General features: G+C 45.9%; 30 protein-coding genes. 13 read left to right on the top strand and 17 right to left on the bottom strand.

What is annotated here, in order from left to right:
* Positions 1-50: 50 nt before the first annotated feature.
* Entirely contained in the window at positions 51-320 is a 270-nt protein-coding gene (locus tag ACE1CM_RS43320; RefSeq protein ID WP_374885566.1) for a hypothetical protein, read from the bottom strand.
* A gap of 243 nt (positions 321-563) precedes the next feature.
* Positions 564-707, bottom strand: a complete 144-nt coding sequence (locus ACE1CM_RS43315) for a hypothetical protein (protein WP_374885564.1) — start codon at positions 705-707, stop codon at positions 564-566.
* Between the two features lie 61 nt (positions 708-768).
* On the opposite strand from ACE1CM_RS43315, the gene ACE1CM_RS43310 reads away from it, so the two are divergent.
* Complete coding sequence (locus ACE1CM_RS43310) at positions 769-951, top strand: hypothetical protein (RefSeq protein ID WP_374885562.1); 183 nt, start codon at positions 769-771, stop codon at positions 949-951.
* Between the two features lie 391 nt (positions 952-1,342).
* Here ACE1CM_RS43310 and tnpA (ACE1CM_RS43305) read toward each other — a convergent pair whose 3' ends face one another.
* On the bottom strand, positions 1,343-1,750 hold the full coding sequence (gene tnpA / locus ACE1CM_RS43305) for an IS200/IS605 family transposase (protein ID WP_374885561.1): 408 nt from the start codon (positions 1,748-1,750) through the stop codon (positions 1,343-1,345).
* 98 nt (positions 1,751-1,848) lie between these two features.
* On the opposite strand from tnpA (ACE1CM_RS43305), the gene ACE1CM_RS43300 reads away from it, so the two are divergent.
* Both ACE1CM_RS43300 and ACE1CM_RS43295 read left to right on the top strand, forming a co-directional pair.
* A complete protein-coding gene (locus tag ACE1CM_RS43300) occupies positions 1,849-2,988 on the top strand; it encodes an RNA-guided endonuclease TnpB family protein (protein WP_374885559.1) in 1,140 nt (379 codons plus the stop codon).
* Between the two features lie 88 nt (positions 2,989-3,076).
* Positions 3,077-3,412 carry a hypothetical protein gene (locus ACE1CM_RS43295; RefSeq protein ID WP_374885558.1) on the top strand — a complete coding sequence of 112 codons (336 nt, stop codon included), beginning with the start codon at positions 3,077-3,079 and terminating at the stop codon, positions 3,410-3,412.
* 283 nt (positions 3,413-3,695) lie between these two features.
* Here ACE1CM_RS43295 and ACE1CM_RS43290 read toward each other — a convergent pair whose 3' ends face one another.
* Together ACE1CM_RS43290 and tnpA (ACE1CM_RS43285) are read right to left on the bottom strand one after the other, a co-directional pair.
* Entirely contained in the window at positions 3,696-3,962 is a 267-nt protein-coding gene (locus ACE1CM_RS43290) for a hypothetical protein (RefSeq protein WP_374885557.1), read from the bottom strand.
* Between the two features lie 152 nt (positions 3,963-4,114).
* Complete coding sequence (gene tnpA, locus ACE1CM_RS43285) at positions 4,115-4,516, bottom strand: IS200/IS605 family transposase (protein WP_374885555.1); 402 nt, start codon at positions 4,514-4,516, stop codon at positions 4,115-4,117.
* Here tnpA (ACE1CM_RS43285) and ACE1CM_RS43280 point away from each other — a divergent pair.
* The gene (locus ACE1CM_RS43280; protein ID WP_374885584.1) at positions 4,457-4,609 is read left to right on the top strand and encodes a hypothetical protein; all 153 of its coding nucleotides are present in this window, start codon (positions 4,457-4,459) and stop codon (positions 4,607-4,609) included. The genes tnpA (ACE1CM_RS43285) and ACE1CM_RS43280 overlap by 60 nt on opposite strands.
* Positions 4,596-5,837, top strand: coding sequence for an RNA-guided endonuclease InsQ/TnpB family protein (locus tag ACE1CM_RS43275; RefSeq protein ID WP_374885553.1), 1,242 nt, complete (start codon positions 4,596-4,598; stop codon positions 5,835-5,837). The genes ACE1CM_RS43280 and ACE1CM_RS43275 overlap by 14 nt, the downstream gene beginning before the upstream one ends.
* A gap of 26 nt (positions 5,838-5,863) precedes the next feature.
* Here the strand turns inward: ACE1CM_RS43275 and ACE1CM_RS43270 are convergent, their stop codons facing one another.
* A complete protein-coding gene (locus ACE1CM_RS43270; protein ID WP_374885552.1) occupies positions 5,864-5,998 on the bottom strand; it encodes a hypothetical protein in 135 nt (44 codons plus the stop codon).
* A 69-nt stretch (positions 5,999-6,067) separates the two neighbouring features.
* Positions 6,068-6,292 carry a hypothetical protein gene (locus ACE1CM_RS43265; protein ID WP_374885550.1) on the bottom strand — a complete coding sequence of 75 codons (225 nt, stop codon included), beginning with the start codon at positions 6,290-6,292 and terminating at the stop codon, positions 6,068-6,070.
* A 109-nt stretch (positions 6,293-6,401) separates the two neighbouring features.
* Between ACE1CM_RS43265 and ACE1CM_RS43260 the strand changes: the two genes are divergently transcribed.
* Together ACE1CM_RS43260 and ACE1CM_RS43255 are read left to right on the top strand one after the other, a co-directional pair.
* The gene (locus tag ACE1CM_RS43260; protein ID WP_374885549.1) at positions 6,402-6,728 is read left to right on the top strand and encodes a hypothetical protein; all 327 of its coding nucleotides are present in this window, start codon (positions 6,402-6,404) and stop codon (positions 6,726-6,728) included.
* A complete protein-coding gene (locus tag ACE1CM_RS43255; protein ID WP_374885548.1) occupies positions 6,728-6,928 on the top strand; it encodes a hypothetical protein in 201 nt (66 codons plus the stop codon). The genes ACE1CM_RS43260 and ACE1CM_RS43255 overlap by 1 nt, the downstream gene beginning before the upstream one ends.
* A 36-nt stretch (positions 6,929-6,964) precedes the next feature.
* Here ACE1CM_RS43255 and ACE1CM_RS43250 read toward each other — a convergent pair whose 3' ends face one another.
* The 8 genes from ACE1CM_RS43250 to ACE1CM_RS43215 form a co-directional block, all read right to left on the bottom strand.
* The gene (locus ACE1CM_RS43250) at positions 6,965-7,375 is read right to left on the bottom strand and encodes a hypothetical protein (protein WP_374885546.1); all 411 of its coding nucleotides are present in this window, start codon (positions 7,373-7,375) and stop codon (positions 6,965-6,967) included.
* Positions 7,376-7,452: 77 nt separating this feature from the next.
* Positions 7,453-8,202 (bottom strand): hypothetical protein, encoded by a 750-nt coding sequence (locus tag ACE1CM_RS43245; RefSeq protein WP_374885544.1) that lies wholly within the window; start codon positions 8,200-8,202, stop codon positions 7,453-7,455.
* Between the two features lie 37 nt (positions 8,203-8,239).
* Complete coding sequence (locus ACE1CM_RS43240; protein ID WP_374885543.1) at positions 8,240-8,392, bottom strand: hypothetical protein; 153 nt, start codon at positions 8,390-8,392, stop codon at positions 8,240-8,242.
* Positions 8,393-8,495: 103 nt separating this feature from the next.
* A complete protein-coding gene (locus ACE1CM_RS43235; protein ID WP_374885542.1) occupies positions 8,496-8,771 on the bottom strand; it encodes a hypothetical protein in 276 nt (91 codons plus the stop codon).
* A gap of 1,026 nt (positions 8,772-9,797) precedes the next feature.
* Positions 9,798-10,307 carry a hypothetical protein gene (locus tag ACE1CM_RS43230; RefSeq protein WP_374885541.1) on the bottom strand — a complete coding sequence of 170 codons (510 nt, stop codon included), beginning with the start codon at positions 10,305-10,307 and terminating at the stop codon, positions 9,798-9,800.
* Positions 10,308-10,319: 12 nt separating this feature from the next.
* Positions 10,320-11,405: a VapE domain-containing protein gene (locus ACE1CM_RS43225; protein WP_374885539.1), complete on the bottom strand. Its 1,086-nt coding sequence runs from the start codon at positions 11,403-11,405 to the stop codon at positions 10,320-10,322.
* A gap of 100 nt (positions 11,406-11,505) precedes the next feature.
* On the bottom strand, positions 11,506-11,703 hold the full coding sequence (locus ACE1CM_RS43220; protein WP_374885538.1) for a hypothetical protein: 198 nt from the start codon (positions 11,701-11,703) through the stop codon (positions 11,506-11,508).
* 1,028 nt (positions 11,704-12,731) lie between these two features.
* A complete protein-coding gene (locus tag ACE1CM_RS43215) occupies positions 12,732-13,778 on the bottom strand; it encodes a tyrosine-type recombinase/integrase (protein WP_374885537.1) in 1,047 nt (348 codons plus the stop codon).
* Positions 13,779-13,848: 70 nt separating this feature from the next.
* Between ACE1CM_RS43215 and ACE1CM_RS43210 the strand changes: the two genes are divergently transcribed.
* The 3 genes from ACE1CM_RS43210 (at position 13,849) to ACE1CM_RS43200 (ending at position 16,269) form a co-directional block, all read left to right on the top strand.
* Positions 13,849-14,700 carry a glutathione S-transferase family protein gene (locus ACE1CM_RS43210; RefSeq protein ID WP_374885583.1) on the top strand — a complete coding sequence of 284 codons (852 nt, stop codon included), beginning with the start codon at positions 13,849-13,851 and terminating at the stop codon, positions 14,698-14,700.
* 90 nt (positions 14,701-14,790) lie between these two features.
* A complete protein-coding gene (locus ACE1CM_RS43205) occupies positions 14,791-15,525 on the top strand; it encodes a Uma2 family endonuclease (protein WP_374885535.1) in 735 nt (244 codons plus the stop codon).
* A gap of 102 nt (positions 15,526-15,627) precedes the next feature.
* A complete protein-coding gene (locus ACE1CM_RS43200) occupies positions 15,628-16,269 on the top strand; it encodes a DUF3318 domain-containing protein (RefSeq protein ID WP_374885534.1) in 642 nt (213 codons plus the stop codon).
* A 132-nt stretch (positions 16,270-16,401) separates the two neighbouring features.
* Here ACE1CM_RS43200 and ACE1CM_RS43195 read toward each other — a convergent pair whose 3' ends face one another.
* Together ACE1CM_RS43195 and ACE1CM_RS43190 are read right to left on the bottom strand one after the other, a co-directional pair.
* Positions 16,402-17,022, bottom strand: a complete 621-nt coding sequence (locus ACE1CM_RS43195) for a tetratricopeptide repeat protein (RefSeq protein ID WP_374885533.1) — start codon at positions 17,020-17,022, stop codon at positions 16,402-16,404.
* A gap of 91 nt (positions 17,023-17,113) precedes the next feature.
* On the bottom strand, positions 17,114-17,302 hold the full coding sequence (locus ACE1CM_RS43190) for a hypothetical protein (RefSeq protein WP_374885532.1): 189 nt from the start codon (positions 17,300-17,302) through the stop codon (positions 17,114-17,116).
* Between the two features lie 485 nt (positions 17,303-17,787).
* Between ACE1CM_RS43190 and ACE1CM_RS43185 the strand changes: the two genes are divergently transcribed.
* From ACE1CM_RS43185 to ACE1CM_RS43175, 3 genes are all read left to right on the top strand, one after another.
* Positions 17,788-18,639, top strand: coding sequence for a hypothetical protein (locus tag ACE1CM_RS43185; RefSeq protein WP_374885531.1), 852 nt, complete (start codon positions 17,788-17,790; stop codon positions 18,637-18,639).
* A 116-nt stretch (positions 18,640-18,755) separates the two neighbouring features.
* Positions 18,756-21,533, top strand: coding sequence for a CHAT domain-containing protein (locus tag ACE1CM_RS43180; RefSeq protein ID WP_374885529.1), 2,778 nt, complete (start codon positions 18,756-18,758; stop codon positions 21,531-21,533).
* Positions 21,534-21,536: 3 nt separating this feature from the next.
* Positions 21,537-21,809 (top strand): hypothetical protein, encoded by a 273-nt coding sequence (locus tag ACE1CM_RS43175; RefSeq protein ID WP_374885528.1) that lies wholly within the window; start codon positions 21,537-21,539, stop codon positions 21,807-21,809.
* Positions 21,810-21,811 lie beyond the last annotated feature (2 nt).

Here is a 21,811-nt window from a genome sequence, read left to right as displayed (position 1 = left end):
ATCTATCTCATCTTTTTCCAAAATCCCTATTTTTAAGCGACGCAGAATTCTTACCAAGAATAAGCTGGATTTCCAGATTTTTCAATCAAGATAGTATGGATAGAAGATTTTAACAGTTTAAGGGTTTCCTGCAATTTAACCTGTCCTTCCTCAAAGCTCCAAAGGGTTTCATAGTCCTTACAATTGATGACTAAAACGTCAGCAGTTGCATAGGTATAAATGATGCCTTCAGATTTAAAACCGCTGATTTCTAGAATCTGCTGTCCCAGCTTGCGAGCCTGGGTAATCTGGTGGATTAATTTATTCACAATCTTGGACATTTTTATCACCTCATTGGGTATTCGATTGGTCATGGGGGACGCTAGCTGGAGGTAGGTTGCAACCTACTCCCAACAAAAACCTGGCCTTTCGCAACAAAGCGGAAGGTGATAACGCCTTTGAGCGCTACTTAATTGCTGGCAATTCCGTGGCTTGCTACCCGTCGAAGGCAGAACTAATTTAAGTAGAAATGCCTATGCCGCCGGGATCGATCTCAAGATTTACTTGGCATTCTGTATTGTAATTTACAGTTTGCTGCCAAATTTGGCTATTTTTACAAAAATTAATGGTTTGAGGGCGATCGCGCGATCGTTAGTAGTAGGCGCTTCAGCGCCGCCGTCAAGCCGTTCGTGACCGTTAGTAGTAGGCGCTTTAGCGCCGCCGTCCAAGCGGCGTGCTGAGATATGACATTGCCGCTAGGATCGATCAACAAAACCAAAAAGAGCAATCATGGGTTTAGGTCTACTCGCGGATGGCAAGTGGGTATCCCAGCGAAATCAAGAAGATGCCCAAGGAAAATTTATTCGCCCCTCAACAACTTTTCGCAACCAGCAGCAGAATCCCCTTCCTGTCAGCAGTCTAGCCTATTCCGGATACCCTCAGCTATCGCGGTGCGAACCCGGAAGTCCTTGACTTACCGTTCAGTTTTTGGCTGTTTTAGGCAGTGATGTAAAAGGATGTAGAATGATGTACCTGGCGATCAACTTCTGTTAGATTCTGGTACAACTTCTGTTAGATTCTGGTACAACTTAGTGACACATCTTGTAACATTGTTGGGTCATGGTGCTACTTGTGCTAAAGGAACGATACCTTGGGACTTAAAGGCTTGCACTTCGGATTCTATAGCCTCTCATTTGAAACAAATAGCATCTCTATTTAAAACTTGAGCGGCTCAGTTTTGTGCTAAAGCGGCTCAACTTTTATTTAGATGCTATATACACCTAAAAATTACGGGAGCGTGGTAGCCCCGTCAATTTATTGCGGGGCCCAAACGCGACACGAGCAGATTTATCTGCCGTCAATATTATTTTGAGTGATGTGGGTCATTGATATAAGCCTGAATAACAGCAGAACTAACTTTTCCAGTGGTGTCATAGAAGTAGGCATGAGTCCAAAGTGTTGGGAGCTTAAGTAAGTGAGGAAATTCTTGCCTAAGATATCGAGATGAGCGACCTTTAAACGCTTTAACAATTGAGTTAATCGGGGTATTGGGATCGTACTCTACCAATAAATGAACGTGGTCTGGTGCTATTTCAAGGCATTTGATAATCCACCCCTTTTCATTCGCCACCTCGGTCAAGATTTGACTCAGGCGAAGCTTGACCGCATCTACTAGAACGGGCTTCCTCCGTTTGGGTATCCAGATTAAGTGGACTGTTGCACTTCCAACCGAATGGTTGTTGTGCCGATATTGTCTGTCACTAGACTTCATCTGACCTTGTATATAGCGAGACTCTATTGACAACCATGCTAATCCAGGTTACTGTATAAGTCAATTAGCTATATACAACTACAGGAGGTGATGAGGATATGCCAAAGAGTACAAAACCATCGTTTGTCTTGGAGCTACCGTTAAAAGTAGATAGCCAGCAAGATTCGGAATTGCAAGCCAGGTTTAATGCTGCTATGCGGCTGTACAATAATGTGCTTGGAGAAGCTAAAACGCGGATGGAATTAATACGTAATTCTGAGGCATATCAAGCAGCTAGAAAGATGCCAACATGCCTGCATAAAGAACGTAGCAACGCTTTTAACAAAGTCCGTGAAACTTATCGGTTCACCGATTACGATCTACAGGCTTACGCCAACAAAGCTGCATCCCGCTCAAAATGGATTGCCGAAAAAATTGATTCCAATACTCAGCAAAAGCTGGCAAATAGGGCATTTAAAGCGGTTGAGCGCATACTTTTTGGCAAAGCTAAAGACATCCGCTTTAAAGTTGAAAGCCGTTTTAGATCGGTAGAAGGTAAAACTAACAAGCAGGGAATCAGGTGGAAAAACAACTATGTTGTTTGGTCGCGATTGGAAATCCCAGCAATCATCGACCCTGGCAACGAAGTGGTTAGACATGGATTATCAAGCCCTGTCAAATATTGCAGAATTCTCCGGCGTTATCTGAATGGAAAGCGCCGATGGTTTGTGCAGCTTGTTTTAGAAGGATTGTCGTACCAGAAACCACAGAATTACATCGCCGATGGGTTGGTTGGTATTGATATTAACGTATCTAATATTGCGTTTGTCGCCGATCATCATGCTGGGTTATTGTCTTTCGCTGAAGGTGTACCAACTTTTCACAAAGAGATAGCCGCACTCCAGCGCCGAATGCAGCGTTCCCAACGTGCTAACAATCCGGACAATTTTGCTCTTGATTTTAAAGCGCGTAAAGGACGAAAAATTGTCACAAAAAAAGGCAAAGTCAAAAAAGGTAAGCGCCAGTGGAAGAAGTCTAAGAATTACGCACGTGCTGCACAGAAGAAACGTGAATTAGAACGTCGAAAAACGGCATACGCTAAATCCCAAAATCGCCGTGTTGTTAACGAAATTTTGAGGTACGGCAAGCAGAGCAAAACTGAGAACGTCTCAGTTAAAGGATGGCAAAAAAGGTATGGGTTCGCCATATCTGCTAAATCACCAGGATTTGTTCAATCAGAACTGATTCGCTTGCGCTGAGAAAGCTGGTGGAACAGTCATAAAGTTCTCTACTCAAACAACTGCGTTATCTCAAACTCATTTGGATGGTAGTCGGCGTAAAAAGTCTTTGTCTGAAAGAGTTCATTGCGACGTGACGGGTATTCCACCACATCACCGCGATTTGTTTAGTGCGTTTTTGAGTAGACATGTCAATCAGGATCAGTTGTCATTGCAGGATGCTCAAAACGAGTATCTGAGGCTGGAGTCGGTCTTATTGGAGGCATGGCAACATTCAAAAAACCGCAAGCAAGTAGGCGTGTCCCAAAGCAGGATGTCTGATTCACCCGCTGCGCGGTTCTCCAACGAAGATAGAGCGTCTAGCCAGATAGCTAATACGAGCGAAAAGCTAGTCTCAACTCTGCCTGAATCCTCGTCTATGCGAGAGCGAGGAGTGGCTCAATGATACAGAATAAAGCTCATCGGTGGAACTTTGCTGAAAACGAGCATAGATAATGATATATAGGACATCTCTGTAATATGCTTTGCGTTACAGGGTCTGGCGCTAGGATACTACCTAATCTGATCCGAAGTAACTTAAAGGCTGAAAGTATTGATACTGCGTTGTTCTGGGTTTACCTGCTATGAAAAAGCCCCTAGAATGACTCCAGGGGCTTCAAAAGTGGTGTAACTCACGACAGAATAAGGGTTTCAGGATCGCCGAGTTACATGCCCGAGTTCCAAGGGTTCTAGGCTTCAGCTACTAGGTCATCGGCATCGGGTACTAGCTCATCCTGGACTTCACCAAAGCCATCAAAGGCTTGCTGCATCTTCATAGTCTTGGCCTCTGCTGGATGCATCTTGGAGATGTCATAGGTTGGTTGCTGTTTGTAAACAGGATCTGTAAGCAACTTCCAATCCAGTTCTGTCTGCGGTAACCGATCGGTCAAGTACAAATCCAGGAACTCGCGGAACTGTCTAGGGCTGAACTTAGGGTCATAGCCAAGCGCTACCACAAAGCTTTGGTAAAAGCTGCGATCGCCCTGGAACTCCTTACCACCTACTTGGTATCTTTCATAAAAGAAAACGGGAAGCGGGAAACGAGCGTCACTTTAGTGCTGAGAGGAAAGCGACACGAGCAGTTTTAACTGCCGTAGTATTTCAGTATTTATCGGTGGTGTGGATCTTCAATATAGCGCTTGACAACCTCACTGCTAACATTTCCAGCAGTGCTGACAAAGTAGCTGTTAGTCCAAAGCGACGGCAGCTTTTTTAGTTGGGGAAATTCCTTACGGAGATAGTAGCTAGACCTACCCTTAAACGCCTTGACAACCAAATGAGGAGTGTCAACAGGCTTGACGCTCACAAACAAATGAACGTGGTCGGAAGCGACTTCTAAAGCAAGAATATCCCAACCTTTCTCTATCGCCAAATCAAGGAAGATTTGCCTAAGCCTTGTCGCTATCTCTCCAATTAAAACCTTTTTTCGGCGCAGAGGAATCCAAACAAAGTGGTAGTTGACCAAAAATTTGACATGATTGTGAGTTTGATAGTCTTTTTGCAAAAGCATGGTTTTGTCGATTTTGTTGACACCATCATCGTAGTTGACTACTATAGTCTAGTCAACCGTTATCGACAAGCATTGATGGATGGTCAAAAATAAACGATGCATGGGGGTGCAGCAAGTGCTGTTGCAACCAGACCCCGAAACTCAAGCGTTACTTCTGTACCTTTGTCAACAATCGGGCAAGCTCTACAACAACGGAGTCTATTTTGCCAGACAAGTGTTCTTTAAAACCGGGAGATTGCTGACCGGAAAATTCGCTCTAGTCTACGAGCCATCGGTATCAAAATCGATGGTCGCTCAATCCTTGCCTTCAACGCCAATGCAGCAAACATTAATGTCGGTAGCAGAAGCGTTCAAATCTTTCAAAGAGTTAAGAGATTTACACTTCAAAGGCAAGTTACACTTCAAACCCAGACCACCAAATTACTTAACTGGCTCGAAATTGTTCAAGGTGGCTTACCCTAACTCTGGTGGGCAGAAGCCAGCATTGATCGATGGTAAGTTGAGATTTTCTTTGGGCTTGACAATTAGAAGGTGGTTTGGGGTTTCTGAATTCTTTCTTCCCATGCCTTCAAACATTGAATACTCGCAGGTTAAGGAATTTACGATTCTACCCAAAAATGGGGCGTTTTATCTTGAGGTATCTTACGAGACTCAAGCAAAAAAGCACGACTTAGATATTGGTCGTGCTTTATCGGTCGATTTTGGCACTGCGGATAATTTAGCCGCTTGCGTTGATACTTTGGGCAATTCTCTACTAATTGATGCTCGTGCTATGAAAGCAATGAATCAATTGTGGAATAAAAAAGTATCAACTCGTAAAGAAGGTAAGCCAGAAGCTTATTGGGATAGTTGGCTCGACCGAGTTACCCGTAAGCGCAACCATCAGATGCGCGATGGTGTTAATAAGGCGGCGAAGCTAATCGTCCAGCATTGTTTAAATTATGGAATTGGAACGTTAGTGGTCGGATGGAATGAAGGTTTTAAAACTAATGCTAATTTAGGTAAAGTAAGCAACCAGAAATTTGTTCAAATTCCTTTGGGAAAGTTGAAAGACCGATTGAAGCAGCTTTGCGACTTACACGGTCTTCGGTTTGTGGAAACTGAAGAATCTTATACCTCGAAAGCCAGCTATCTTGATGGAGACTCCCTGCCCAAATATGGTGAAAAACCAAATGGGTGGAAAGCATCTGGTAGGCGTATTTTTCGGGGCTTGTATCGTTCCGCTAATGGTTTTCTTGTGAATGCCGATCTTAATGGGGCGGCAAATATTTTACGAAAAGTAGCCAGCTTTTCTTCGCTTAGACTTAGACTTACTGTGTAGACGGTGCTTGACGACCTTCGCGAGAGTTAGGCTTTGGCAAACCCCCAAGTCTGCTTTGTCCGCAGAATCTCATCGGCTTCAGCCATGAGAGTGTCAACGTTGACTAACTGGAACTGATACCGAGGATTCGCTAAAACAGCCGCTACAGTTTTCAAAAACAAGGCTCGGACTTCCCAATGGTCTGTTGAATAGCCTTGATAGAACTGTCTGACATATTTGCCTATCTTATTTTATGTACCAAAAATATTGTTATATCTTACAAAAGCTTGGATTCTGTCCAACAGAAACTTGCGGTATTCTGCTGAAAACGGGACTCTGTTGGTTTTAAATGGGTCTGAGTCATCTAATGCTTTCTGTTTCTCAAACTCAGCCGCTCTAGCTTGTTCTAGGGTTATCCTCTGGTCAAGTTCCAGGCGATCTTGCATCATCCTGGCTACTGAATCTTTCAAAGTCATCGCGGTCAGTCCTTAGTACTTACTACTTGTCAGGACTAACTTGTCCACACATTAGTACTGGTTCAATACCATATACCTGCATTTTTGTCAAAAGGGAGCGACATCAGAGATGACACCATCGGAAGCCAAGGACATCATTAGGAGAGCTAGTAAATACCGCGCTGATGCGGAGTCAGTGCTGGAGGACTTAGAACACTTGTATCTGGCAGCATTCCAAGGGTATCTGGATGAAAGAAATACTGCCAGAGGGGATGTAGTGACCCTGACCGCTAGAGACATGAAAGCTGCCCTGGATGCCAAGAAAGCCATGTGGCAGGTAGTTATGGACTTGCATAAGGTCAGTAAAGATGATGCTGAGACTGCTGTCCAGGATTTCATTATCAATGTTTTACCTCTACCTGAGCCAGCTTTAGAACTACCTGGAGGTAACCAGTAATGACCCCCGACTTGCACCAAGTCCAACACCAAATAGTCCAGGCACTAGCCAAGCACCCTAATAGCCGAGTCCGCATCGATGTCCGAGTCACTGCCAAAGAAAAAGCCGACTGGACTAAGCTAGCCCATGAGTTAGATACCAACTTATCAGCCTTGGTCAGGGCTACTTTGACCCAGCTTGCACAACAGCACAAGAAATGAGAATGGTTCTCATTCGTGTGGCCTAGTAACCAAAAGCTAAACCCACCCGGTGCTGACTAGGTGGGTTCTACTATTGTTCCGCACCTTAACAAAACTTAATATTCTATAGGATAACCCTGTGGCTTGCATTACTACATCCGAGTTTTTAACCCAACTGACCAGGCATTTCTTTAACCATTCCCAGCGATCGCTGGGTGTAGTTTTAAAGCTCATGTAGTCGTCAACCATTCTTAGGTAGGTTTTGGCTAAGTCATATCTGCCATTTAGTGCTGCCCAAAGGAAACCCATCTGGGAAGAGGTGATAGGCAAGTCAGTATTGCATAAACCTCTGTTCCCAAGCTTGGCTATGTGATGACCTGTGAACTCCAGCCCGCTGACAACCGCTGAGTCAGGATTCAGGACTTGCTTAGCTTTTCTTCCTTTCTTAGTCAATACCGGGGAGGTCATCTTCTGTCTCTTTTGTTCTAAATCTAGTTTCGGTTTAGGCTTCTCGCACACACACTTTTTGCTGGCAAATAGCTAAACTACTGATTCTGTCTTGGTTTTACCTTGCCACCTGTCATGCTGGTTGCTGGTTGTTTACTGGGATAGAACCAATATCTGCCGTCATCAAACTTCACCCAGTCTGCGCCTGAATGGGCTGCTGCTTTGACATCAGCCACAGGTATACCGAGATCCTCAGCTATCTGCTTAGCAGTCTTGGGTATCCAAGTAGGTGGTTCTTGGGTGGTACTGGGAGGTTCTTGGATGGCTTGCTTGGCTGAGTCCCGTTCAGACCTAATGGCTGGGTGCTTTTTTACTTGTTCTATCTGGATCAGGTTCTTAACTGTCTGTTCCCAATCCTGACCTGATAGACCTGACTGCCATTGCTCAGGCTCCCAGTACTTCACTGCCTCCAACCATGTCTTGTACCCATTGGCACTCCTGAGTCTAGCCGCTAGCACTCGGTCATCTGGAAACAGCACCCAAGGCTTACCATTGACTTTGACCTGGACATAGGGTTTCAACTCCCAAGACAGTGGAAGTACATCACCTTCTTTCACACTTTTTGCTGGCATTGCTGGCATTTTGTCTGAAATGCTTGCAAGAACAGGAATTGATCTATTGGCAGCTAAGCTGGTATTGCTGGTACTTTCCAAGATGGCATTAAGCGCCTTAGTTTCATTACCCCTACAATACTGGTTGGCATATTGGGTAAGCGCTTCAGCCGCCTGTTCAGTCAGCATGAAAGTCTTCTTTAGTTTCTTGCTGGTTTTGCTGGTATCTTCTAGCATAATGCTGGCATTCTCAAATACTTATTTAATAACGTTTTCAGCTATTTTGCTGGTATTTTTCTGCTGGTAAGTGTGGAACTACCTGTGCTCGGATTCTGATCGCTTTGAGTTTTCCTTGGGCATCCCGATAGTAGAAATAGCTGAAACCATTTTCATATTCAGTCCCGAAACTTGCTGGTATATATGGCATTGCTGGCATCCTCAAAGCCTCATCATAGCTTCATTATAACAAAATGCTGGTAAAAAGTGTGTGGAAGCCACCTATCTGCCACTCAATGAAAACCATTCTCATGTCATGACACCATGTCACCCAGGGCGGTCAGGTGCAGCACTTGGAAATACTTGAGGGGGGTCAGGTAGCAGGGCTGTTTCCACTTAGGTGACGCAGTGATGACCGAGTGCCGCAGCAAGTCCCGACCGGAGATGACCAGTTGCACTCCGTCAGCTAACTGATAGACCACCTGGTCAGGACAGGATTGCTCATAGGTGCTGACCAGGATACCCAACAGGCTGTCGAAGTACCCGCCCCAGCTAGCCTTAAGCATGGGCTTGCCATCCAACCAATCCAACCTCATATCTGTCCTTGGGACTTGACAAATGACCTTTGTTGTGCTATAAATAGACATATCTACAAAACCATAAAGTAATAAACGCAGCCCTTAGTAGGTACAAACTACTAGGGGCTATTATTATGCTGTCCGGACAGGTGGTGTCAGGGAAGCACTAAAAGCTATACCCAGCAAGGCTTTAGGTGGTGTCAGGCGGTCATTGAGGGTAATGTGGTCAGAACCTAGGCAGCGCAAGGGGCTACACCCTCCTGACCATTCAGGAGCGCGTTATAGGTATAAATAAGCACATTTTATTTTTGTCTGGAAGGCCACATAGCCCGCGATAGGATGCTTTGTTAGTCTGGGTTTGAGTGCTTTCGGTAGGCTAAAGTGGCCTGGTCAGCATTACTTAGCTTCCGGGTATCGCAGGTCACTGACTGTGTACCTGGTGCAACTTAGAAGCCCTAAAATAGCACTATCGATGGCTGGAAGCTACACCCAGCATACATCCTGGAGTTATTTCTCAATATGAAAAAGCGTAGTTTGTAGGGCTTTTCTAGACATATCCCAGCTTTACAAAACTTAACATAGCAGGTGGTAACCATCGCGCTCCACACCGATGTGGATCGTGTAGAACAAGGTTATCAATAATGATAAGGTTGTCAGGGAATAGCCCAAGAGCTTGCCCTATCTAGATTCCAAGGGTGTCAGGGAACAGCCCAAGAGCTTGCCCTGTCTAGATTCCAAGGGTGTCAGTACCTAAACCCTTGTCCTGTAAGGGTTCCAAGGGTGAAACTTCACCACCCGATCGGTACACACTTGGGTCACCTAAGTAGCTGAAAAGCCTCCCCGGTATGACTCCCATCGCTACACCTTATGAATCCTCTGGTCAGATAAAATAGAAGTAACCAGGAGCGCGGGTATATATCGGTTTAGACCTCGGTTGTGGGCTGGAATCTATACCAGGTAAGACTCTAGGTTCATCTAGAGGCTCGCAACAAGACACCCCTAGTAGCTACTAGGGGCATCGACTAGGCTATTCCGAATCTAGAATGGGTCATCCTCATCATCCACAGGCTTGACATCAGGGTCGTGTTGTGGTAAAAGATGGGTGACTACAGGTTCGGCGATCGGGGTTGCCAGTTCTGTTACCGGGTCATCCGCAGGCAGTTCTGTAGGCATAGGTGTAGCAACATCAGGCTCTACCACTAAAGTCCCTTCAGACCGCTTAGGGCAACTGCGAAGCTTTTCCACTGCGCTGGTGATGTCTGCTGGGAAGACTTGGTGGAGTTCTGAGGCATCAGGGGTGACATAGAAGAACTGACCGATCCGCTTCTTCACTAGACCTAGCTTTTCTAAGGCTTGAGCTACCTTGCGGTCATGGCGGTTAGCTTTATGGCGCTCTACTGGGATACCTAATCCATAGGTCAGGATATCCGAGGCTTTAACTGCGATCGCACCATTGCTGCTCAGTTCGGCTATCAGTTGGGCTACTTGGTCAAAGAACTCATTGGTTTCTTGGTACTGCTGGTTGCGCTCCTCAGACTGTCTGGTCATCTCAGGGTCAGCTCAATAAGGGAAGCCATTGGTGAACTTGCGGTAGGCAGTAGCCAGGAGTTGACCTCGGTTGACCTTAAGGAAGTCATTATTGATGGTGTTCTGGTCAACAGGGAGTACCCAGAAGCGCCGGGAACCTGTGGCATCGCGCAGAATCTCATCCGAGTTGCATGACCCACCGAATACCACATGCCTTGGGGAGTCTTTGTGGTTCTTCTCATAAATCCCTCGATCGGTATCCTGGATCTTAGTTAGGAATGCCTTAAGCTCCTCTACTTCTTTCTTGCGGGTGATACCTTCCATCTCTCCAAGCTCTACTATCCAGGACTTAGCCAACTGGCGCTTAACTTCTTTACTTTCGGTAGCGCTGTCCAAATCCAGGAAGTACTCACCACCCAGTATGGGGAAGAAAGTAGAATTACCTATCCCTTGCGCTCCCTTCAGCACCAAGGTGTTATCCGCTTGACAACCGGGTTTCATAGCCCTTGCCACCGCAGCTACTAACCATTTCTCTAGCATTTGTTGAGATAAAGGGTCAGTCAATCCAAACAGCACTTGGGCGAGCTTAGGCCATTCTGGTAGGTCGTCTGAGTACTGCGTGTTGAATCCTTCCAGCTCTTTCCTGACTGGATTAAAGCGACGGTATTTAAAGAATCCTATGAGTTTCCGCTTTAGTTGAGTGTCATTCAGCCCGGTTACCACATCCAGTGCATTTTCCATGTCTGCCAACAGCTCATCAACACTGGTAGTTGGCTCAAAATCTTGGGGTATGAAAGTAGCACCCTGCATCCGACCTTTAATGACTTCACCAGTCCACTCATTAAGTTGAATCCGCTCACCATAGAGTGCTACAAAGAACTTCCAGAATAGTTGTGGTTCCTCTTTAGCATTAGCAGACTTCAAGGCTGACCTCATGGCAGCTATGATACTGTCCTGGCGGCGCTTGGTATGGTTGGCTTGACCTTCACCAGAATGCACTGGGACAGTAATGTCTTCTTTCTGGAGGATGCGGAGTAGTTGGTCAGTGCTGAACTTATGGTCTTCCCAACCATAGGTTTCAGTTGACAAGTTAGGGTCATTGATGTTATAGTCAGACATATGGATATCCTTTGTTTGATGTGAACAGTTGGACAAGGGAACAGAAATAAAGCCTTGGAGGGGTTGCAGCCTTTCCAGGGCTATTTAGTTTGTAGGCCATTTATACCCCTAGCTGGTCAGCAGCTTGAGCCAGCAACCGCCGGATAGTCTCATTCAAGGACAGACCCAGAGTATCGGCTACTTGATGGGCTTGTCTCCATTCAGATTCGGTCATAGTCAACCTGACTGACTTATTGCGGCGGTGGCTAGCCTTGGGTTGCGCTAGGTCTTGAGTATCGAGTAGTACTTTTGTACTCATTAGCTTACTCCAGGTAGTTTATGGGTTAGAAGCATGGGTAGTGCTGGGATTCCGGTAACTGCCTTTCCTTCTTTCTCTGACTCTATTGTAGCACGACTTGTTCCAACTTTGTGGATCATCCCGCAGTACTAAGTTGTCATTCGGTTTACATATCAGAAGTACTCTATAGCAGATGGCTTGCATATCAGGAGTACTCTATAGTCGATACCTGTCTTGACCATTGTCGATCGATGGATGTCATACCAGGTAAGCCTTTCAGCTATTTAGGTCGCCTAAATGTCGATCGGTAGGCTTGCATATCAAAGTCTTGGTTTGCATATCAGAGCATATCAGAGTCAGTTCTGATGTGAAAGCTAGAAGTCATACCAGGTATGCCTTTCAGTCATCTTGCATATCACTGCATATCAACTTTTACTGAAAAAAGATATAAAGCCTAGTAAAGTATAAAGTTATACCTGATGCAGCTATTTATAGGAAAAAAGCTGCATTTTTTTGATGTGCTGATATGCAAACAAGCTAGAACCTAGTCAGCGTAGGGGTTTCAGCTTTCACATCAGGGATAGTCTGATATGCAACCTGATATGCAAACCCGGTTGTTCTGATATGCAACCAGTCGAAATCTAGATTTCACAGGGGTTTTGGCCTATCACATCAAGAAATGCGATCGCATCAGGTCTGGTTATTGCTATTTTCTCCAATAATAGGATTCAACTAAGTGCAAACCCAGTTCCTGTAAGGCTTCCAAGGGTGAAACTTGGGTTCCGCCCGCACAAACAAGCCCACTAAAGCCCTCAAACCTATACAGCCAGGGCATCCTACCGCCCGCAACTCTTGAATGTTAAGTTTTGTTAAGGTGCGGTAACCTCGGTTGGCCTATTTATTGCTGCCATAGAATACTAAGTCCCACGAGGATGACCAGGAAGGCCAGGGGAAAGACCAGGGCATAAAGAAAGTACCTAACAGAAAAAGCCCTCCAGATGGCTCTAGAAGGCTTTGCAGTATTTTTCTATTTTCGGTGGTCAGAGGATTCAAAGGTCGGGGACAAGGATCTCCCGAGTGACACCGAAGTAGAACTCCTGGATGGTCTTGACTGAGCTACCAGAGAGCCTTGAGACTTCTGCAAAGTTCAGACCGGCTTCAAGTAGCATGGTGATGTAGGTGTGTCTGGTGTTGTAGGGCTTGCGGTATCTTTCAACCAGACCTTGGGTGACCAGATCGGTGACAATAGGCCGCCAGAGGTTAGAGAACTGGAGGCCATTGATATAGCCCTGGTCAAGCCTGTGGGTGAAGACTATTGGGTTGCCAGGGATCGGGGTGATGCTATCCAGGATGTCGCGGAGTTGCCTGGTAATAGGGATGCGCCTGGGTTTGGCAGTCTTGGTGGTTTTCCTGGTCTTGTACTCGCTGTTGTAGCTGGCATCAATCCAAATAGATTTAGGCTCCACCTGGCTCCAATGCAGTGCCACTACCTCTCCGATGCGACACCCTGAGTAAAACAGGAACTTGACAAAAGGGGTGTATGTGTGGTATAGGGGATGGTTTTGGAAAGCTTGGATGATGGCATCTCTTTCTTGGGCAGAGAAAGGGTCGATAGCAGGGCGGTGGCGGCGACCAGTCCGTTCTAGGGTTTGGTAGCGGTCATCCTTGGTGAAGCCAGAAGTCAGGGCATACCGACTAGCTGCCTTGATAGAAGTAGCTAAATGCCTTGCTCGGCATAGCGGTTTAGTAGACAAGACTTGCTGGATGGTCTTAGGGCTGTCATCCGGAAGGGAAGAGATGAACCTAAATAAGTCCCAATATAGGTTCTGCCAAGTGGTGTACTCAAGACAGGGCTTTTTATACTCCATATAGTGTTCCCAGATCTCCCCAAGCTTAGGCTCTTGGAGAGTTGGGGTCAGACCTTTGGCTATTTGGTCAGTTAGCCGGGTGACTAGGGCTACTGCCTTGGGGTAGTTCTCCGCGGTGGCTGCTAACCCAGTGTAGAAGTGTCTTCTCCCATCCTTGACATGGGTTCTACTGAGTCTTAACCGATACTTTCCTCTGTAGACATCTATATAGACCTTGATCTCTGCCATGATAACCACCTCAACAGCTAGGACATAGGTGGGATAAGGGGTTCGCCCCTCAACAACTTTTCGCAACCAGATTACAGCCGATGGTTCCAGCGGTTTTAAAGCCGAATCCGGGCGCTACCATCTTTATATTTCTTGGGCTTGTCCTTGGGCGCACCGCACGGCAATTATGCGGAAATTGAAGGGTTTAGAAGATGCGATTGGTCTTTCAGTTGTGCATCCCGAAATTTATGATAATGGCTGGGTATTCTCTGACGAACCCGGTTGCATTCCCGATGGGGTAAACCATGCTAGCTATCTTTGGGAAATCTATCTGAAGGCTGATGCAAATTATTCGGGGCGGGTTACAGTTCCGGTACTTTGGGATAAACAAACCGGCACAATCGTCAATAACGAATCCCGCGAAATTATTCGCATGTTCGATACCCAATTCGAGGGAATTGCCAACTTTTATCCAGATGAGTTGCGCCTGGTTATTGACCAAACTATCGACGCGATTTATCAACCAATTAATAATGGTGTCTACAGAGCCGGATTCGCAACGACTCAGATGGCGTATGAGGAAGGAGTAACCGATTTATTCAACGCCCTGGATTATTGGGATGAAGTGTTGGGTAAGCAGCGCTATCTATGCGGAGATCAAATTACTGAAGCAGATGTGTGTATGTTCACAACTCTCTTGCGTTTCGATGCTGTCTATTACGGTCACTTTAAATGCAACCTCCGCCATCTTTGGGATTATTCCAATCTTTGGAATTATCCCAAAGAACTCTACCAACTTCCCGGCGTCAAAGAAACCTTTAACCTCGACCACATCAAGCGCCACTATTACAAAAGCCACGATAAAATCAATCCTACCCGGATTGTTCCCAAAGCGCCTTTGATTGATTTTGAGTCACCGCATAATCGGAATGGTGTGATATAATATGTAAATTGATTTTAGATTGAAAACAGCGAACCAAGTGGCTCGCTGTTTTTATAGAAAAGTTTATATAATTTTGGGAGAAAATGCGTCATGACCGTCGAGAAAAAAAAAATAAAGATTACTTGGGAAAAATTACCCGATGATTTTGTATTGGATGATGAACCAGCGGACAATATTAACCAGCCCCTCCTAGCTGCTGCTCTCACCGAATCTCTAGAACTGTCAGGAAGACTAGGGGAATCGATGTTAGTCGGTACTAATTTTGGCATTTGCGCCACAGTGGAAGAAAACCTGGTAATCAAAGCACCGGATTGGTTCTACGTGAGATCTGTATTAGCGACAAATCCGCCAAACCAAAATCGTCGCAGCTATACACCTAATTTACAAGGTGAAGTTCCAGCAATTGTGATGGAATTTTTGTCAGAAACAGAAGGTGGCGAATATTCGCTCAAATCTAAGTATCCCCCTGGAAAATGGTATTACTACGAGCGCATTTTACAAGTGCCGAACTACGCTATTTTTGAGCCGGATTCAGGATGGCTGGAATTCTATCAATTAGATGACGGGGGCAGATATCAGTTGCAACAACCGGATGCTAATAATCGCTACTGGGTGAGTCAGATGGGTTTATATTTAGGTATTTGGCCAGGAAGCAAGGCAAATCGGACGGGATTTTGGTTGCGCTGGTGGGATGAAACGGGACAAATGTTGCTGTGGGGAACGGAGTTAGTGGAACAGGAACGGCTTCGCGCCGAACAGGAACGGCTTCGCGCCGAACAATTGGCGGCGCAGTTGCGTGCGGCGGGGATTGAACCGGAGGTGTGAGATTGCGAAGTCTTCCCACCCAACACCTCCATGCAGGCCGAGATATCATAACATTAGATAAAGAAACATCTTATTTGCCGCTGAATTACTTGGGCTGGACTTATGGCATCCTATGCAACCTCCTCTGCTAGAGCTGAAATGAGCGAACTCCGGCGTTTGAAAAGCCTGCTACCGCCAGAGTTGCAGAGTTGGGTTATGGTTGAAGGCTCGACGGAGGTTAATCCACCCCTGATTCGCTGCGAAGAAATTGGCAAAGATTCTGTCGAGATCCAAATTGACTTGCCAAAGTGGGATCAATTAGCGATCGATCAGCGCAACCTGCTATTTTGGCACGAAGTCGCCCGGATTCAAAACGACACGATTCCCAGAGATGGATGGGAAATGGCGGCGCTGGCGATTGGTTTAGGCGGCGCGGTGGGCGAACTTTGGGTACAAGATGGTTTGCTGTTGGTGTTGGCGCTGGCGCTGTGCGGCGTATCGGGATGGAGACTATATCAGAAGAATAACGGCGATCGCACGATGAGTGAAGCCTACGAAGCGGATGAGAAAGCGATCGCACTCGCCACCCGTTTCGGTTACACTCTCCCCAACGCCTACAAAAGTCTCGGTAGCGCCTTGAAAACCTTAATCGAACAAACCCCCAGCAAACGCCAACGCAGCAAATACGAAGCACGCCTCCAAGCACTCAAACGCAGTGCGAACAAGGCAAAATCCAGAGTCCAATCCGCACGCGAAGAATTTTAATCGACCTCACCCCCCTGCCCCCCTCTCCTATCAAGGAGAGGGGGGTAAGTTTATTGCAGTAGGTTGGGTTGAACGATAGTGAAACCCAAAATTCTTCGGTTGGGTTTCGTACCTCAACCCAACCTACACAATCTAACCCCATCCTCGCAACACTTGGTGTACGCAAGCCAAATACCACATATAATCATCCAGCGGATACAAAGAAGCCGCCGCAACAATATACTCCTTCGCTAACTCTGCATTCGACTCAGCTTCATAATACAACCCCAAATAAAGATGGCTGTAAAAATTACCCCGCTTACCTTCTTTTTTCCCCGCCACCAGCACATCATCGGCAGTACAATTCCCCGCAAACAATTCATACACTTGTCGCATCACCAAGCGCGGGTCATTTTTAACCACAAGCAACTGTTTCCTCGCTTCAGTCGCCCCGAATGAACGCGCTTGACACAAATACCGCCAGACAGTTTCCTCTACATCTTGAGCATTGACGGTTAAATCGATCTCAAATTGCTTCGCACCCTCTTCAAATCTGCCAGCATAATAATAAGATAAACCCCGCTGCCATAGATAAGGAGTCAGACGCGCATCTAATTGTTCAGCCGTGTCAAAATCTTGAATCGATTCGTTAATTTGGGCGAGTTTAAATCGCACCATCCCCCGCTGAACGTAACCCTTTGGATCGTTCGGCGACATGCGGATAAAATTATTCCAGCGATTGAGGTCATTTTCTAGAGAATTGCGATTAATCATTGCTTTGTCAAGGATAAACTATCTTGCACCTAAAATAGGGACGGGCAGGATGCCCATCCCACAAGAAATACAGGTTTGCGTCGCACCAGCTTTACTGGATTTGTTCAGTATTATCGGTGTCTGCATCCGCTGTTTCGTTTTTCTCCATCAGCCATTCTACAAGGATTAACGGAATACTGAACGCACAGCCCAGGTAAGGGTCGATATAAATTTGACCGACTTGCAGAAGTATTGTAGCAATTAGGATTAAGAATTTGGCGCGGGGAGTAGCATTTAGCATTTATCTGTCCTCTAATTTGTTTATATCAACTGTTTTAACAAGCGTAAAAATAGCTGAAAATGGAATATTTTTAGCGATTAAATAAATGCAAATAATCAAAATATTGATAATTAAACGGTAAATAACCGTAAATAGCGCTAAATAACAACTGCGGTTTATCCCTGCCAGTCTAAAAAACGAATGCTATGCTTTAAATAACAACCAAATCAACGATCCTGGTAGGGGCACGGCATTTCAATATCTTGGCGTTTGAAACAAAAATTCCTGACGCCGTGCCCCTACGCCGCGATCAAGAACAACCAAATCAACGATCTTGGTAGGGGCACGGCATAGAAGATCAAGGCGTTTAAAACAAAAATTCCTGACGCCGTGCCCCTACGCAGCAATCGATCTTTGACTGCAAGATCTTGGCTGAGAAACCGGGTTTCTTAAAGAAACCCGGTTTCTGGAAAAATTTATCGATAAAACCCACTCGGAGGTATTTTATGAACCGGGAAAAGTCGTTTATAGCTTTTCTTGAAGATATCGCTGCAAATATTTTTCCTGAAACTGCTTCGGATGTGCAAAAATTATGCTTTCGGCTGCGGTTTCATCCCGATAATTACAAGCTCGAAAATACCGAGATCGCCGGATTAATCAAAAAACAACTCAACGGCGGTTTTTCTGAAATTTCAATTAATCCAACTTTGGGCGATGTAATTAAGAAAATCAAAGATAAATTTGACGCGGAAATGCAAGCAGATGGCATTGATATTGCCAAGCTGACACCGGGGAGAGGTAAACCAAAAGAATCTCCTTGGAAAATTGTTTATCGCTGGTTTCGCATGAAGTGGATTTGGCAAAGTTTGGTGGACAAAGCTGACAAGCATTCTGAGTGGATTGATTTTCTTAGTCCGGAAAACTGTCAGGGAATTGTCATCCCGCCGCCGCGTCAGAAACGACAGCTTCAAGTTAAGGCTCCTTATTTGATGCGAATTGATTTGCAGCATTCTAGTCGTAATTTACTGCTGTTGAATCAAGGATTGACAACCAAATGTGTTTTGACGCCTTCGATGGCTTTTGCACCCAAGTGTCAGCTTGATGGTAAACCGATGTGGATACCTCAAGATGGATCGATTTTGCAAGAGTATAACAAAGGGATTGAATTTGATACTCCGGGAAAAGAGGAATTTGTCGGGATTGTGTTGGATGAAGATTTAGATTTTGATTGGTTAGATTTGCGGGAAGATAACCCCGCGCCGAATTGGGATGAGACGCGGCTTTCTCAGTTGTGGAGTTATTTGGAAGGTAAGGAAAATTGGCAGGTTTTTTATCAGTCTTTTGAGGTGGTTGGTTAGCACAATACTTGCCAACCATCACCCGTCAGGGAGTGATGGGACAAATGCAAAACTTCAATCAAGCGTCGTTTCATCCGGGTGCATAGAAAAATTTGTGTACAAATTATAAGCATTAAATGAAACCCAGCATGGACGAACAACGGATACAAGCTTATCAAGAGCTAATTTTCTCTCTCCTTAATTGTCCCGACGGACAGGAAATCGAATTATTGCAGACAAACCAGGATTTATTAGATGGCGAGTTTTTGGAATTGATGGAATTGGTAGCTGCTGACTTGGCAGAGAATGGAAATCAAAATGCAGCGGATTGGTTGTTGAATTTTGCCAGCCAATTGGCAGAAGCGCTGGGGATTTACTCACCTTCAGCGACGCGAGAAGAATATATCGCCTTCCTGCAAGAGTTGTTAGATGCAGAATACGAAAGTAATGGTAATCCCCAAGCGGTCTATGAGGTCTTGCAACGGCATCTAAATAAACTGGATACGCATGCCCAAATTTTACAGGAAGTAGCGACAGCTTGGATTTCTGAACAACCAGAAGATGCAGAATTGATTGTCGTCTTGATTGAAAATATCAGTATTCGTATTCAAAGATTTCCTCTGGGAAACATCGCCAACAATCAAGAAATTGCCATTGCTGGCTATGCAGTCGTTCTGCAAAACCGCGAGGAAAATACCGAAAAGTGGGCGCTGACGCAAAATAATCTTGGGCTTGCGTACTGTGACAGAATAAAAGGGGATAAAGCTGACAATATTGAGTTGGCGATCGCAGCTTACACCCATGCTTTGCAAGTGAGAACCCCTGATGCTTTCCCCCAAGATTGGGCAATGACGCAAAATAATCTTGGGAATGTGTACAGTTACAGAATAAAAGGGGATAAAGCTGACAATATTGAATTAGCGATCGCCGCTTGTAACCAAGCCTTGCAAGTTTACACCCCTGATGCCTTCCCCCAAAATTGGGCGATGACGCAAATTAATCTTGGGAATGCGTACTGGGACAGAATAAAAGGAGATAAAGCTGAGAATATTGAATTAGCGATCGCTGCTTACACCCATGCTTTACAAGTTCTCACTCCTGATGCTTTTCCTATTGAATGTCTCACAACAAGTCGCAGTTTAGCCAACCTAGCCTTTGAGAGCAAAAATTGGCAACTCGCGATCGAAAGCTACGAAAAAGCCATTGCATCCGTTGAACGAAGCCGCAACTGGGCAACTACCGACAAACGTCGCCACGAAATCCTCAAAGAAGCTATCAACGTTTATGAAAAAATGGTGCAAGCCTGTATCAACAACGGTCAATTAGATAAAGCCATTGAATATTCCGAACGTTCTCGTTCTAAAACTCTGGGCGACATCATGGCGAGTAACCGCTATTTTGAGCAAGGTGAAATTGACCCCGAAGTTGAACAAGATTGGCAAAAATACGACGATTTGCAACAGCAAATTAATCTTCTTACCCTTGCCTATCAAACCGCAGAAAAAGAACTGGCAGGTACGAGGCGTATCGCTACACCAGAAAGTTTGCAAGCAGACGAGGAAGCCATCAAACAATTAGAAGCCCAAAAACAGCAAATCTGGCAAGATCTCCGCCGTCGCGATCCGGTTTTGGCGGGACAACTCCAAGTCGATCCGTTAAATTTATCCCAGATTCAGGGGTTAATTGATAACGACAATACAGCGCTGTTGAGTTTTTATACGACTGAAAATGACACCCATATTTTTATCTTGTTGAAAGATCGGTTGCCTCAACTGTTCACCTGCGAAGGACAAGGGTTAGAAGCATTGCAAAGTTGGTTGTGGGATAAATGGTTGATTCCCTATCTGGAATTCAGAAATACAGGAAACAGGGAATGGAAAGACAACATGGGGAGTGTTTTGGCAGAACTTTCTCGGCGGTTGCAACTCAATGAGTTGATTGCTAAGTATTTGAATGGAATTGAAGAATTGATTTTAGTACCGCATTTGATGTTGCATCAGATTCCGTTTGCCGCATTGCCAATAGCCGATCCCCCCCAGCCCCCCTTGCCAAGGGGGGTGCAAGCGCAAGGCGATCCCCCCCAGCCCCCCTTGCCAAGGGGGGTGCAAGCGCAAGGGGAGGTAGAACCTCCCGGAATGGGTTCCCAGGTTCTACCTGGGAACCAGAACAACCAGAGCAACCAAAGCAACCAGATCGGGGGAGAGGTAATCGAAATCGCTCCAGTCCCCCCCCTTGGCAAGGGGGGGTTAGGGGGGGATCGTTCCGCCAATTTGGATACCTCACGCGGTATTGTTCTCCCGACATCTAAACCCAAAACTCAACCAACTTCGCCCCCAACTCAATATCTAGGCGATAAATTCCGTCTCCGGGTTGTCCCCAGTTGCCAAATACTCAACTATTGCCACCAACGCCCCACACTGCACCCGCAACCGATAATGGGAATCGTGGAAGATGCCACCGAAGACTTGCCCTTTACCCGTTACGAGTGCGAAACCCTGGCAAAAACCTACCAAATTCCACCCACGCGGCGACTGCAAGGCAAGGAAGCCAAAATCGACAGCGTGAAACACCTGTTGCAGCAAGTGCAAATCCTCCACACCAGCCACCACGCCGCCTCGCACCTCAACGAACCCCTAGAATCCGCACTACAACTGGCGGATGGTGAGTTGAAGCTAGGGCAATTGCTGTCCCCCGGTTGGCGAATGCCGGATTTGTCGGATGTCTTCACCTGCAACTGCGAAACCCATTTCTCTGTCACCGATGTTACCGATGAGATACTGACGCTTTCCACCGGATTTCTCTGTGCCGGTGCCAGGAGTGTAGTCAGTACCCTTTGGTCGGTGGAAGATTTGGCAAGTGCGATGCTGTCTCTGTTCTACTACGAGGGGCGCAAAGCTGGGTTGTCGCGCCGTTAATTGTTGCAAAAAGCACATCAAAGCTTGCGTAATTTAACGGGTAAAGCATTTGCGGAGCGATATCAAAGCGCGTTGGCGCAGCATCTCGAAAGACTGCATGAAGCGATGATGGAAAAATATCGGGGGGCGGTCAATGAAGAAGAGTCTCAAAAGTTACTTGAGGCGGCGCGGAAAATTGAAGCGCAGCAGCGGCGGTTAGAACGATGCGGTAATGAAAATTTGCCCTTCGATCATCCTTATTATTGGGCGGGTTTTGTATCGCAAGGGTTGTCTTAAAA

Origin of the sequence: Microseira sp. BLCC-F43 (assembly GCF_041929235.1) — a bacterium.
In the GTDB taxonomy this organism is placed as follows: domain Bacteria; phylum Cyanobacteriota; class Cyanobacteriia; order Cyanobacteriales; family Aerosakkonemataceae; genus Microseira.
Note: the sequence above shows the minus strand (reverse complement) of the source record. Positions and strands in the feature narration are given on the sequence as shown.

Coding starts and splice junctions, on each gene's coding strand:
- ACE1CM_RS43250 (WP_374885546.1), bottom strand. CDS start 7,375: ATGACCTCCCCGGTATTGACTAAGAAAGGAAGAAAAGCTAAGCAAGTC.
- ACE1CM_RS43260 (WP_374885549.1), top strand. CDS start 6,402: ATGACACCATCGGAAGCCAAGGACATCATTAGGAGAGCTAGTAAATAC.
- ACE1CM_RS43185 (WP_374885531.1), top strand. CDS start 17,788: ATGAACCGGGAAAAGTCGTTTATAGCTTTTCTTGAAGATATCGCTGCA.
- ACE1CM_RS43255 (WP_374885548.1), top strand. CDS start 6,728: ATGACCCCCGACTTGCACCAAGTCCAACACCAAATAGTCCAGGCACTA.
- ACE1CM_RS43190 (WP_374885532.1), bottom strand. CDS start 17,302: ATGCTAAATGCTACTCCCCGCGCCAAATTCTTAATCCTAATTGCTACA.
- ACE1CM_RS43215 (WP_374885537.1), bottom strand. CDS start 13,778: ATGGCAGAGATCAAGGTCTATATAGATGTCTACAGAGGAAAGTATCGG.
- tnpA (WP_374885555.1), bottom strand. CDS start 4,516: ATGCTTTTGCAAAAAGACTATCAAACTCACAATCATGTCAAATTTTTG.
- ACE1CM_RS43180 (WP_374885529.1), top strand. CDS start 18,756: ATGAAACCCAGCATGGACGAACAACGGATACAAGCTTATCAAGAGCTA.
- ACE1CM_RS43205 (WP_374885535.1), top strand. CDS start 14,791: ATGACCGTCGAGAAAAAAAAAATAAAGATTACTTGGGAAAAATTACCC.
- ACE1CM_RS43225 (WP_374885539.1), bottom strand. CDS start 11,405: ATGTCTGACTATAACATCAATGACCCTAACTTGTCAACTGAAACCTAT.
- ACE1CM_RS43245 (WP_374885544.1), bottom strand. CDS start 8,202: ATGCTAGAAGATACCAGCAAAACCAGCAAGAAACTAAAGAAGACTTTC.
- ACE1CM_RS43220 (WP_374885538.1), bottom strand. CDS start 11,703: ATGAGTACAAAAGTACTACTCGATACTCAAGACCTAGCGCAACCCAAG.
- ACE1CM_RS43310 (WP_374885562.1), top strand. CDS start 769: ATGGGTTTAGGTCTACTCGCGGATGGCAAGTGGGTATCCCAGCGAAAT.
- ACE1CM_RS43230 (WP_374885541.1), bottom strand. CDS start 10,307: ATGACCAGACAGTCTGAGGAGCGCAACCAGCAGTACCAAGAAACCAAT.
- ACE1CM_RS43195 (WP_374885533.1), bottom strand. CDS start 17,022: ATGATTAATCGCAATTCTCTAGAAAATGACCTCAATCGCTGGAATAAT.
- ACE1CM_RS43200 (WP_374885534.1), top strand. CDS start 15,628: ATGGCATCCTATGCAACCTCCTCTGCTAGAGCTGAAATGAGCGAACTC.
- ACE1CM_RS43265 (WP_374885550.1), bottom strand. CDS start 6,292: ATGACTTTGAAAGATTCAGTAGCCAGGATGATGCAAGATCGCCTGGAA.
- ACE1CM_RS43240 (WP_374885543.1), bottom strand. CDS start 8,392: ATGCCATATATACCAGCAAGTTTCGGGACTGAATATGAAAATGGTTTC.
- ACE1CM_RS43275 (WP_374885553.1), top strand. CDS start 4,596: ATGGTCAAAAATAAACGATGCATGGGGGTGCAGCAAGTGCTGTTGCAA.
- ACE1CM_RS43320 (WP_374885566.1), bottom strand. CDS start 320: ATGTCCAAGATTGTGAATAAATTAATCCACCAGATTACCCAGGCTCGC.
- tnpA (WP_374885561.1), bottom strand. CDS start 1,750: ATGAAGTCTAGTGACAGACAATATCGGCACAACAACCATTCGGTTGGA.
- ACE1CM_RS43300 (WP_374885559.1), top strand. CDS start 1,849: ATGCCAAAGAGTACAAAACCATCGTTTGTCTTGGAGCTACCGTTAAAA.